At 66.4% G+C, this 11,467-nt stretch carries 12 protein-coding genes; 5 read left to right on the top strand and 7 right to left on the bottom strand.

What is annotated here, in order from left to right; all coding sequences use genetic code 11:
- Positions 1-10: 10 nt before the first annotated feature.
- Positions 11-931 (top strand): LysR family transcriptional regulator, encoded by a 921-nt coding sequence (locus HZF05_RS15940; protein WP_160362795.1) that lies wholly within the window; start codon positions 11-13, stop codon positions 929-931.
- Here HZF05_RS15940 and HZF05_RS15935 read toward each other — a convergent pair.
- Complete coding sequence (locus HZF05_RS15935) at positions 904-1,158, bottom strand: hypothetical protein (RefSeq protein WP_160363133.1); 255 nt, start codon at positions 1,156-1,158, stop codon at positions 904-906. The genes HZF05_RS15940 and HZF05_RS15935 overlap by 28 nt on opposite strands.
- A gap of 54 nt (positions 1,159-1,212) precedes the next feature.
- On the opposite strand from HZF05_RS15935, the gene HZF05_RS15930 reads away from it, so the two are divergent.
- Positions 1,213-2,319: a glycosyltransferase gene (locus HZF05_RS15930; protein ID WP_181638897.1), complete on the top strand. Its 1,107-nt coding sequence runs from the start codon at positions 1,213-1,215 to the stop codon at positions 2,317-2,319.
- Positions 2,319-3,386 (top strand): glycosyltransferase family 4 protein, encoded by a 1,068-nt coding sequence (locus HZF05_RS15925; protein WP_160362793.1) that lies wholly within the window; start codon positions 2,319-2,321, stop codon positions 3,384-3,386. Before HZF05_RS15930 ends, HZF05_RS15925 begins: the two co-directional genes overlap by 1 nt.
- Here HZF05_RS15925 and HZF05_RS15920 read toward each other — a convergent pair.
- On the bottom strand, positions 3,383-4,276 hold the full coding sequence (locus tag HZF05_RS15920) for a glucosamine inositolphosphorylceramide transferase family protein (protein WP_160362792.1): 894 nt from the start codon (positions 4,274-4,276) through the stop codon (positions 3,383-3,385). The two genes, HZF05_RS15925 and HZF05_RS15920, sit on opposite strands and share 4 nt — an antisense overlap.
- 40 nt (positions 4,277-4,316) lie before the next feature.
- Positions 4,317-5,546, bottom strand: coding sequence for a hypothetical protein (locus tag HZF05_RS15915; RefSeq protein WP_246332066.1), 1,230 nt, complete (start codon positions 5,544-5,546; stop codon positions 4,317-4,319).
- 212 nt (positions 5,547-5,758) lie between these two features.
- Here HZF05_RS15915 and HZF05_RS15910 point away from each other — a divergent pair, with 212 nt between their 5' ends.
- Complete coding sequence (locus HZF05_RS15910) at positions 5,759-7,105, top strand: lipopolysaccharide biosynthesis protein (protein WP_220129882.1); 1,347 nt, start codon at positions 5,759-5,761, stop codon at positions 7,103-7,105.
- Here HZF05_RS15910 and HZF05_RS15905 read toward each other — a convergent pair.
- From HZF05_RS15905 to HZF05_RS15890, 4 genes are all read right to left on the bottom strand, one after another.
- On the bottom strand, positions 7,060-8,082 hold the full coding sequence (locus HZF05_RS15905; RefSeq protein ID WP_160362791.1) for a LacI family DNA-binding transcriptional regulator: 1,023 nt from the start codon (positions 8,080-8,082) through the stop codon (positions 7,060-7,062). The genes HZF05_RS15910 and HZF05_RS15905 overlap by 46 nt on opposite strands.
- The gene (locus HZF05_RS15900) at positions 8,079-9,275 is read right to left on the bottom strand and encodes an MFS transporter (RefSeq protein WP_343046905.1); all 1,197 of its coding nucleotides are present in this window, start codon (positions 9,273-9,275) and stop codon (positions 8,079-8,081) included. The genes HZF05_RS15905 and HZF05_RS15900 overlap by 4 nt, the downstream gene beginning before the upstream one ends.
- Positions 9,276-9,283: 8 nt before the next feature.
- Positions 9,284-10,087 (bottom strand): transporter, encoded by an 804-nt coding sequence (locus HZF05_RS15895; protein WP_160362790.1) that lies wholly within the window; start codon positions 10,085-10,087, stop codon positions 9,284-9,286.
- 67 nt (positions 10,088-10,154) lie between these two features.
- Positions 10,155-10,799: an RBBP9/YdeN family alpha/beta hydrolase gene (locus tag HZF05_RS15890; protein WP_160362789.1), complete on the bottom strand. Its 645-nt coding sequence runs from the start codon at positions 10,797-10,799 to the stop codon at positions 10,155-10,157.
- A 209-nt stretch (positions 10,800-11,008) separates the two neighbouring features.
- On the opposite strand from HZF05_RS15890, the gene HZF05_RS15885 reads away from it, so the two are divergent.
- Positions 11,009-11,455 carry a hypothetical protein gene (locus tag HZF05_RS15885; protein ID WP_160362788.1) on the top strand — a complete coding sequence of 149 codons (447 nt, stop codon included), beginning with the start codon at positions 11,009-11,011 and terminating at the stop codon, positions 11,453-11,455.
- Positions 11,456-11,467: the final 12 nt, after the last annotated feature.

Genomic DNA, 11,467 nt, shown 5'->3' with positions numbered 1-11,467 from the left:
GCTATCGATCATGGAGCTCCGCCACCTGCGCTATTTCGTGAAAGTCGCCTCTGAGCTCCATTTCGGCCGCGCTGCGGAGGCGCTGGGCATCTCGCAGCCGCCGCTCAGCCAGCAGATACGAATCCTGGAACAGGAACTGGGCGTGCAGCTTTTCGAACGCTCCAGCCGCAAGGTGCGGATGACGCCGGCCGGGCGGATGTTTCTGGACGAGGCGCGCGCGACCCTGGAACGTGCCGATCATGCCGTGAACATCACCCGTCGCGCGGCGGCTGGCGAGATCGGCGAGCTTGCAATAGGCATCTCGCCATCCACGCTCTACGTGCCGCAAGTGTCCGAAGCGATCATGGGCTTCCGGGCGCGTCATCCCGACGTCCATCTGGTCTTCACCGAGCAACCGATGGAAGCGCAGCGCGAAGCGATGGCGAGCGGCGCGCTCGACATCGGATTCGTCCGGCGTCGGACCATGCCGCCGATGCCCGGAGGCGTGATCGCGACATGCGTACTCACCGATCGCATGGTCGTGGCGATGCCGCGCGGCCATCGATTGGCGGACACTGACGGGCCGATCGATGCCGCCGCCCTCGCCGGGGAACCCATCGTCCATTATCCCTACGATCGCGACGGCTTCATGGCCGACATCCATTCGCTGTTCGGCAGTGTCGGACTGACTCTGCAACTGGCGATCGAGACCAACGAGATGAGCACACTGCTGGGACTGGTGGCAGCCGGGGTGGGCATCAGTGTGTTGGCCGGGCCGCTCCGCCGGCTGGAGGTGGATACGCTCCATTACCGCCCGGTCAGCGGGAATTTCGCGCTGAGCACGATGTGGATGCTCCATCGCGGCGATCGATCGAGCCCGCAGGCGCTCGCCTTCGCATCGCTGGTGGAGGCGGATGCGGTCGATCAGGCCGGCGCCTTACGGATCAGATAGCGATAGACGCCGATCAAATTGATCGCGAGCAGCACGATGTTCTGCGTGCCGATGCCCTTCGCCTCGGGGCCCATGAAACCCCAGCCGATCAGTGCGATCGACGAGGTGACGAAGATGACGAAGCCGATCCCCGTCCCTTTTCGCCCGATATCGAGCGACACTACGAGCGCGGCGAGGGCACCGGCTGCGGCGCCATAATATTGCAGCAAGGCGATGGGATCGGTCATCTTGTCACGACGCACGCTTTGCCCGCCCGTTCCCGTGCTGCTAACCGCGCCGGCGTGACTCCATCCAGAACCACACGCTCGATCGGCATCGTGCTGCATGACTTTCCGCTCGGCGGCACCGAACGGATCGCCCTGAGGCTCGCGCGCGCATGGATCGAGCGAGGCATCGCGGTGACGCTCTTCGTGGGTGATGACAGGGGTCCCTTGCGCGATCTCGCGCCACCCGGCGCCTGCGTCGTTCCCGCCGATCCGCCCATTGCGCGCGGCAAACATTCTCGGGAGAGGCTTGGGGAAGCGGCAGCGGCGCATTTTACGCAGCACCCGGTCGACGGCATCTTCGTGCCAGGCAATTTTCATTGGGAGATAGTCCCCGCCCTCGCCCGGATTCCCGACAAGCCGGCGCTCGTGGTGCAGATCAGCTCGCCGCTCAGGATGGCCCAGCGAGGGTGGCTGCGGCAGATCGGCTTCCGGCGGCGGATGCGGTACCTGCTTCGTGATGCCGATGCACTGGTCGCGATGGGCACGCTGCACAAGGCGCAGGCCGATGCCATGATGGGGCGCCCCATGACCACGATCATTCCCCTTCCCGCGCTGGACGATCGTCAGCCGATCGGCCCGGCGAAAGGCAGGACGATCCTCGCCGCCGGCCGCCTGATCCAGCAGAAGGGCTTCGACCTGCTGATCGACGCCTTCGCGCGGCTGGAAGATCCGGAAGCGAGACTGGTGATCGTTGGCAGCGGGCCGGAGGAAGCCGCGCTCGCCCGTCAGGTCGCTGCCCTGGATCTCGGCAGTCGCGTGATATTGACCGGCTTCGTTCCGGACATCCGCCCCCTGCTCGACGAGGCGCGCCTTTTTGTCATGGCGTCACGGTTCGAGGGCTATGGCGCGGTGATTGTCGAGGCGCTCGGCGCTGGGCGCCCGGTAATCGCCACGGCCTCCACCCCGGCGATCGACGATGTGCTCGGCGATCCGGAGCGGGGAATCGTCATACCGGTCGAGGATGTCGATGCGCTGGTCGATGCGCTGCGCAAATCGCTCGATAGCCCTGCCCCCGATCCCAATCGCCTTGCGGCAGCGGTAGAGGCTTACCGGATCGGTGCAGGGGCCCAAGCTTATCTTGCATGCTTCGACAATATTCATTTCGAACGGCGGGGCGCCTGATGCGTATCGCCTACATAATCAACTCCGTGGAGGGCGGCGGCGCGGCGCTGCCGGTGCCGTCGATCACCAAGGTCCTGCGCGAAGGCGGTGCCGAGGTCCGCATCTACGCGCTCACCCGCCGCGATGGCCGCGCCATCGCGCCGATGGAAGCATCCGGGCTGGAGGTGATCGTGCGTGAGGGCGCCGAGACGGATCATTTCGCCGCGCTCGGCTGGCTGGATAGCCGGATCACGCAAGACCGGCCGACGCATATCTGGACGTCGCTCACCCGCGCCACGCTGCTGGGTCAACTCGTCGGGCTGCGCCGTCGCCTTCCCGTTGTAAGCTGGCAACACGCCGCCTACCTCAAGCCCGCCAATCGCAGGCTGTTGCGCCTGCTCCAGCCGCTCTCCCGCCTGTGGATCGGGGATTCCGACGCGGTGACCCGGCTGACCGCAGAACGCCTGAAGGTCCCGGCGGCGCGGCTCATGCAATGGCCGATCTTCCGCGCCGACGCCTCGGCCCCGACAGCGCGGCCCTGGCGGCCCGGCGAGACGGTGCGGATCGGCAGTCTCGGCCGCCTGCATCCGGTGAAGGGCTTCGATGTGCTGATCGACGCGCTGGCAAGGCTTCCGACCGACACGCCTCGACCGACAGTCGTGATAGCCGGCGAAGGGAGCGAGCGGGCGGCGCTGGATCAGCGCGCGCGAAGCGCTGGCGTCGCCGTTGATCTGGCCGGCTATTCCGACGATCCGCACACCTTTCTCGCCGGTCTCCATCTCTACGTGCAACCGTCCCGCTCCGAGGGACTATGCGTCGCTGCACACGAAGCGATGCAGGCCGGTCTGCCCGTCGTGGCCAGCGCGGTCGGTCAATTGCCCTATTCGATCGCCGATCGCCGCAGCGGCCTGACCGTGCCGCCCGGCGATCCGGATGCACTTGCCGCCGCGCTGGCCGCGCTGCTCCGCGAGCCATCCCGGTTGGAGACAATGGGACGGCAGGCGCGTGCGGATGTGCTCGATCGCTTCTCGCCCGATCGCTTTCGCGAAGCCGGCTTCGCCATTCTCGATCGGATGCGCTGGTTCTAGCGCTTCGCCAGCTCGCGCTTCGTCAACACGACCAAGCTGCGCGGAGTAAGCAGCTTGCGCTTCACGTCCACCAACGTCGCCGATCCAATGGCCGACAGGGTGTGCAGCCCGGCATCGAAGGGCGCGAAACCGTGCGGCGCGGTGATGGCGGCGCCTGCCTCCGCCTCGAACACATCCGGGGCGAGGCGATGGATGGACAACGGACGGATCGCGGCGCCATAGGTCCGACGGCAGTCCTGCATCGGCAGCACCAGCTTGCCGTCCATCACCGCCGGCGTGCCGCCTGGCCGGCTGGCATCCTCGCCGCGCCTAACCGGATTGCCGGTATGAGGGGTCCACGGACCTTCGATCCGATCCGCCCAGGCTAGGAAGAGCGCTCCCGTCTTTCCTGCCGCGCCGTGGTCGGCGGTGGAATAGAAGAGCCACCACAGACCTTCGTGGAAGACGGGCGTGGCATCGATCGCCACATGATCCAGTGCGATCACGGCTGTCCGCTCCCACCGCCATGGAAATTCCACGGCCCGGTAGAGCGTGAGGCCGCCGGATCGGTGGGCCTCGGGCAGCATATAGGTCTCACCGGCGGTTTCGAAGACGAACGGATAGGACAAGTGCCAGGGCTCCTCCAGCACCTGCCGCCTGTCGCTCAACGATCCATCGCTCGCAAAGGCGAGGCACTCGATCGTGCCACGGCGCGAGCGATAATCGTATCGCTCCACGAAGACATAACGCATCCCGTTCCGTTCGATGCCGAACGGATCGGCGAGGAAGCAGAGGAAATCCTCCTTCGGCAACCATCGATGCGCGAAACCCTCGATGCTACCGGCTCTCAGGACAGTTTCGATCGGCGCCTCGACGATCAGCGGGCGCCAGATGTCCTTTGCGAGCGGCATGGTGCGTCCGTCTCACGCCGGCGCGCGGCGGGCAAGAGGCTCAGGCCGCGACGACGCTCGGCTGCTCGACCGGACGCACGGGCGCGGGACGAAGCGGCATCACGGGATGGACAGTCGGCCTGTCGATTGCCGCCAACACGGCGCGCGCCGCGCGCGAGGCCGAAGGCTCGCTCGTCAGGTCGAAGCTGCGACCAAACAATTCGCGCTGGACCGGCAGATAGCGACCGTGCTCGGCCACAGCGCGATTGAGAGCGTCGCCCAGGTCTTCTGGATCATCGATGACCGGGCCAGTCTGCCAATGCGCGTAATTGGCATCACCCTGCCATTCAACGCCATGGCTGTTCAGAAACAGGCAGGGGCGCGGGCGATGGAGGAATTCGTACACCTGACTGCTGACGTCGCCGAGATAGATGTCGGCGGCGGCGGTGTAGGTCATGTCTGTGCAGGCGCGGCTGCCGAGATCGACATGGATGTTCGGCGCGTTGAGCACGCGCTGGTCGATCAGCCCGGGGCGATCGAGCCGCAACTTGTCGATGGTGAGTACGAAGCGCCGGTGAAACAGCATCACATGCGGCGCGAAGATCAGATTGTAGCGGTCATCGCGGAGGAAATGCTCCAGCACGGCGCGACCATGCACGTACCATGACGACAGATGCGGCGAGACGTGCGGGTTGTAGAGCACGGTCGGCTTGCCGTTGGCCTGGAAAGGCAGACGCGGCGGCGCGGCGGGCATCAGATCGAATTTGGGATAACCGACGGTCGAGAGCCGGTCCGGCGCCACGCCGGCCTCGCGGATCAGGCGTTCGCGTATCTTCGGGCCGGACACCAGCACATGATCGAAGCCGGCGCTCGCCTTGTTGAAGCCGATCGCCCGATCGCCCGCTCCATGCCGGGTATGGATCAGCTTGAGCCCTTCCAGCCCGTAGCGGGATTTAAGCAGTAGCGACGTCTTCTCCGCTACCACCAGCGCGTCGAGCGAGCCGAAGAAATCGAGATTGTCGCGATAGATACCGATCTTCGCGATCGGCAGGACCGCATCCAGATGACGCGCGGCGAAACGGGTGAAGGGCTTGCGCAGCCCGAGCTGGATCACCGGGATATCGGAACCGGCAGCCGTCAATTGACGACGCACCTCGTCGGTCAGCCGCCGATTGGTGGTTGCGATCACGATCTGCTGGGATGGCACCCGCCGGGCCAACTCCATCGCGATCGGCAGGGAATGCGCGATCTGATGCGTCTGGTCGTGATTGAACAGGAAACCGATCTTCATAGCCACCGTGCGCCGCGCTACCGATACAAGGACGTACACAGGCCGCCCGAACCGCAGCCTGTTCTGAGCATTAAATCGCGCTCATGGAACTTTTTATGTCACGGCTTGACGTGCAATCGGCACGGAATGCGGATAGTGCGGTCTCGAACACGGTTACAGGCGCCCCCCGACGCGTAAATGCGAAGCGGCGCCGCTAGATCATCGAACGGATAATGCAAGCTGAATCGGCGTTGAAGCGCGTGCTGGCCAACCTTGCCCATCTGCTGGGCGGCAAGGCGGCGGCCGGCATCATGAGCCTCGTCTATCTCGTAATCGTCGCCCGCACGCTCGGCGTGCGCGATTATGGCGTGCTCGTGCTGGTCAACGGCTATGCCGTGTTCATTGGCAGCCTGATCGCCTTTTCCGGTTTCCACGGCGTAGTCCGCTACGGCGCGTTGGCGGTTGAGGCCGGCGATCCGGAGCGGCTGGCGCGGATCGTGCGCTTCATGGCGCTGGTCGAGGGTGCATTCGGCCTGCTCGCATTCGCGGTGGCGGTGATCGCGGTGCCGTTCGTCGGGCCGCGATTGGGCTGGTCGGCCGATGCGATGCGGGTGGCGATCCCGTTCAGCCTGGCCGTCTTCTCGAACGTCCGCGCGACGCCGCAGGGGCTGCTGCAGATCGCAGGCCGCTTCGATCTGGTCGGCTTGCATCAGGCGGTATCGCCGAGCGTGCGCCTGATCGGCACGCTCGTCGTCTGGGCCACCGGCGGCAGGCTGGAGGCCTTCCTGATCGTCTGGCTGCTTTCCTCGATCGCGGAAGGGGCGGCGATGTGGGCTCTCGGGCTGGTGGCGTGGCGCAAGCTGGCTGACGGCCAACGGCTGCGTGGCCCGTGGCGGGGATTGCTGCGCGACAAGGAGGGCTTCGGGCGCTTCATCCTGATCACCAATCTGGATATCACGCTGCGGGAACTCGCGCCCAACCTCGCGCCGTTGACGATCGGATGGATGCTGGGGCCGGTGTCGGCCGGTCTGTTCTCGCTGGCCCAGCGAGCGACCACCCTCCTCCAGCAGCCAGCGATCCTGCTGTCGCAGGCGAGCTACGCGGTGCTCGCCGATCTCGTCGCGAAGCGTCGCTTCGACCAGTTGCGGCGCACCGTATGGCGCAGCGCGACTCTGGCCGGCAGCATCGCCACGCCGATCGTGCTCGCTTTCTGGCTTGCGGGGGACAAGATTCTGCCGTTGCTCGGCGGGCGGACCTTCCACGGCGGCATCGCGATCGTGACGCTCATCGCAGGCGCGAGGCTCGCGGCGCTGATCGCGTCACCGATCGCATCCGGGCTGACCGCTCTGGGCAAGCCGCAGCGATCGATGGCCGTGACGCTGGCGACCAACCTCGTCCTCTACCCGCTGCTACCGCTGCTCATCTGGGGCCTGGGCCTCCATGGCGCCGGCTTGCACGCCCTTCTCCAGAACGTGATCGCGACGGGAATGCTGATGCTCTTCTTCCGGCGCGACGCGCGGAACCCGGCGTCCGATCAGGCGGAAGGCGCCGTCGTGCTGCCCCGGATGATCAGCTCGTAGGGCAACTCGCGATGAAAACGCCGGTCGCCCGGCGCATCTCGGTAAGCCGGATCGATCAGGATATCGACCGCCGCCGCCGCCATCTCCCCGACCGGCTGGCGGATCGTCGTGATCGGCGGCCACGCCACCCGCGCCGTTGGCCCGTCGTCGAAGCCCGCGATGGCGAGCTGCGAGGGCACCGCGATCTCCAGCTTCGCCGCCGCCGCCGAGACGCCGAGCGCCATGTCGTCATTGCTGGCGAAGATCGCGGTCGGCCGCTTCGCATGGCGCAACAACGCCTCGCCACCCTCGATCCCGCCCTTGAAGGTGAAGTCACCGGGGACGATACGATCGGCGCCCACGGGCACGCCGGCCCGATGCATTGCCGACAGGAAGCCTGCGCGCCGCTTGGGCGTCGCGGCGTGGCTCGGAATGCCCTCGATGAACCCGATATCCCGATGGCCGAGGCTGATCAGGTGTTCGGTCATCGCGAAGGCAGCGCCTTCCTCGTCGATGTCGACGAGGCCCGATCGGCTTTCATCCTCGCCCGGCGAGATGCGGACATAGGGCAGGTTGATCGCCTCCAGCCGATCGAGCAGCGGCGACAGGCGGCAGAGCGGCGGCGTCAGTATCGCTCCATCCAGCCGCAGGCTGGCGATACTCGCCATCAACTCCTCCTCCCATCCGCCCACGCCGCTGTCGACCGGCTCGACGACGAGGTGATAGTGCTTCTCGCGGCAACGCATCAGCGCGCCGCGCTGCATGCCTGCGGCGTAACCCGACCAGGCCGGATCGTCGAGGAGCATGCCGAGCAGGTATGACCGCGCGCTCGACAGGCTGCGCGCGAAGGCGTTGGGGCGGTAGCCCAGCTCCTCGACGACGCGCATCACCGTCTCGCGCAGCGCGGTACGGACATGTGCCTCGCCGTTCATCACGCGCGATACGGTCTTGGTGGAGACACCCGCCTTCTCGGCGACGTCCTTGATGGTGACTGTCATGCGATGCCCTGAATAGCCGGGCGACGGCTCCGCGCGAAGCCGAATATCACGAGGTAGCACAGAGCCGGCACGACGAAGGAATGCGGCAGGCCGATCTGGTCCGCCGCGAGGCCTGTCAGCACCGGCACGACGGCACCGCCGACAACCGCCATGCAGAGCAGCATCGCCGCGATCGGGGCATCGTCCGCATCGTCCGGCAGGGCCAGCGCATAAGTCAGAGGAAACATCACCGAATTGCACAGCCCGACGGCCAGCAGGGCGACGGCACCTGCCATGCCCTGCCCAGCGATCGCGACCGCAAGCAGGATGAGTGCCGCGAGGCAGGCTCCGCCAAGGATCGGCACCGGACCGATCCGCCTCAGCGCGAACGAACCGGCGAAGCGCCCGACGAGTGCCCCCGCCCAGTAGAGGCTGACCAACTGCCCCGCCGCGACGGCGGACAGGTGCAGGGTGCCGTCCAGCATCAGATAGTTCACCGCCAGCGTGCCGATCGTGACCTCGGCCCCGACATAGACGAAGATGGCGAGCGCACCGAAACGCATCCGCTTCGCCCCTGCGACGATCCCGACGCGCGGCCATACTTGCCGGTCCGATCTTCCCTGAGCGAACATTCGTCGATGCGCCCAGAAGGTCCCGGCCAGCAGAACGAGCCCCCCGGCACCGACAACGAACGGCAAAATGGGTGCGGAATTGCCCCCCTGCCCCAGCAGGAACCAGGCGCCGACCAGCGGCCCGATCACGGTTCCAAACGAATTGAACGCCTGGAGCAGCGTGAAGCGCGGCGCCATCCTCGCGGATGGCCCGAAGGCGGTCGTCACCGCATTGCCCGAAATCTGCAGGAAGGTGACGCCAGACGACATCACCAGCAACGATGCCAGCACCAGCGCGAAGCTGCGCTCGCCCTGCGCGACGACGAAGAACAGGCATCCCGCTGCCATGGTGGCAAGACCGACGGCAATCGCGCGCATATAGCCCAGTCGCATCGACCAGAGCGTGATCGGCAGCGCGAACACGAGATAACTCGAATAATAAGCGAGATGGACGCAGAGCGCCTGCGCGTAATCCAACCCCAGCGTGATCCTGAGGCGCGGCACCAGCAGGTTGACGATCGAGTTGAGCAGGCCGCCGCCCAGATAGACGCCGATCAGCAAGCGGAAGAGCCGATCCGCCCGCGCCTGGTCATGCCCGTTCACGACGCCGCTCAGAAGCGCTGCGAGACGCCGAAGACCAGCTCAATGCGCGGCGTGGCGTGGTTGGCGCCGACATAGGTGGAGACATCGATTTGCCGATTCTTGTCGGGCTGCCACGCGGCGCTGAAATCGATCGAGGCCTGCGTTTCGTGGCCGGACGGATCGTCGTCGCGCATCACCCAGCCTTCGCCACTGAGCTGCCACGCATCGCCAATCGACCGCGTCACCGCCGCTGCCATCGCATAAGCGAGATGCCGCCCGTGGCGATCCTGATCCGGCGCCGCATCGACCTCCGGATCGAGCGTCAGCCGCCAGTTCTTCGCCAGATCGGCCCCGAAGGGCATCAGCACGCCCGCGCTCCACGTCCCCGCGCCGATCGGGTTGTGGCCGATCGGCAGCGTGATGTTCGGCTGGATCGCGAAGGCCGTTCCCGTGTCGTCGGGATGGCGAAGGTTCTGGCGCACCGAGAGGGTCAGGTCCCCCGCTCCCTGTCCATGATCGACGAAGCCGGTCATCCGGTCACGCGAGCGAGTCCAGCCATAGCCGTCCCAGCCGACACGCGCCTCCAAACTGTCGTTCACGCCGTAGCGGAGCAACAGGTCTCCGCTCGAATAGTCGCTCTCCGCCGTGTCGGAATCGCGACTGTAGGCATAATCGAACAACCCCGCCTCGACCTGAAGGTGGCCGGTGTCGATCGTGCAGCTTGGCGTCGCCTTGCCGGGACGGTCCGCACAGAAATCACGCTCATCCGCCTGCGCCGCCGCCGTCCATCCGGCAAGCACACCCAATGCTGCAACGATGCGCAACCCCTTCACGGCAATCCCCTTTGTCTCGGCCGAGTGTCATGCCGGATAAGGGGCGAGAAAGGAACGGGTTTCGATCTCAGGCCGGGACGGCCATCACCTGCTCGGGCTGGAAGCGCACGGCCTCGTCGTCGAGACGTCGCGCGTCGCGCGCGCAGACATGATCCAGCAATTGATCGAGCACCCGTTGCCCATCATGCCAGTCGCCGATGCCCGAGGCGTCGTTGACGTGGCCGATGTCGCCTCCGTCGCACAGTGCCGCCAGCCAGTTTCCGGCCATTTCGCGCGAACGGTGCATCTCGCACCACGGATCGTTGCGGCTGGCGACCACAACGGCCGGAAAAGGCAGAACTGCCCGAGGCGAAGGCGCGAACTCGGCGATCCGGCGATCGAGGCTCACCCGATCGAGATCCGGCGGGGCCACCAGCAGCGCGCCAGCGACCGGCCGCGCCGCGCCCTCGCCCGCCAGCGCAGCCCACCACGCGACCAGATGGCACGACAGACTATGCGCGATCAGGACCACCGGCCCCCTCGCCTGGGCGATCGCGCGCTCAAGCCGGGCGATCCACATGTTGCGCGAAGGGTTGGACCAGCTGCCGAGTTCGACCCGCTCGATGTTCGGGCGGCTCTGCTCCCAGCGGCTCTGCCAATGATCGGGGCCGCTGCCGTCGAGGCCCGGCAAGGTGAGGCACAGGGGTGTCCGGCTCAGGCGATCCTGGAACATGGCGGGCATCCTTCCGATTGAGGCTGAAAGATGGCACGGAAATTCCCGACCGCAATCCGGGGTTATTCATCCTAGCGCAATCTTTCTTCCCCTGCGCGCCGAAGGGCAGTCCGCGTGCGCCAAACCGTTTTGCGAATCATTCGCAAATGTCTTGACGCCGAACACGATCGTCGATCTATTGCGAATCGATCGCATATAGGGAGGGCGCGATGTACGATCTCATCGATCGGCCGGTAATGCAGCTGGCGCCCGGCGGGCGCTTCTTGATCTGGGCGATGCGCGGCTGGATTCAGTCGGCTACACGCGGCAATTGCCCACCAGGTGCCCTTGCCCCCGCTTTCGCGCGGCACGGCGTGCTGCCGGCCCTTCCCCACCTCCACATGATGCTCGCCGAGCTCAACCGCCGCGCGACTCGCAAGATCGCCTTCTCGCCGCTCGCCTGCCAGTATATCGGCGACGACGAGGCGGTGCTGCTCCAGATATGCCGCGATGCCCGGGAGGCCCCGCCCCGCGCCCGCGCCACGCTGGCGCTCCTGCTGGAAGAGGACGCGGTCGGCCAGGCCTTTGCTGCGTTGGTCATCGCCATGGCCTTTCTGCGCGAAGGCGGGCTCGATGAGATCACGTTGCAGCAGGACGGTGCGCTCGGCCCGCGCTGACGCCCTTCCCGC

It is taken from the genome of Sphingomonas chungangi (assembly GCF_013778325.1).
In the GTDB taxonomy this organism is placed as follows: domain Bacteria; phylum Pseudomonadota; class Alphaproteobacteria; order Sphingomonadales; family Sphingomonadaceae; genus Solisphingomonas; species Solisphingomonas chungangi.
Note: the sequence above shows the minus strand (reverse complement) of the source record. Positions and strands in the feature narration are given on the sequence as shown.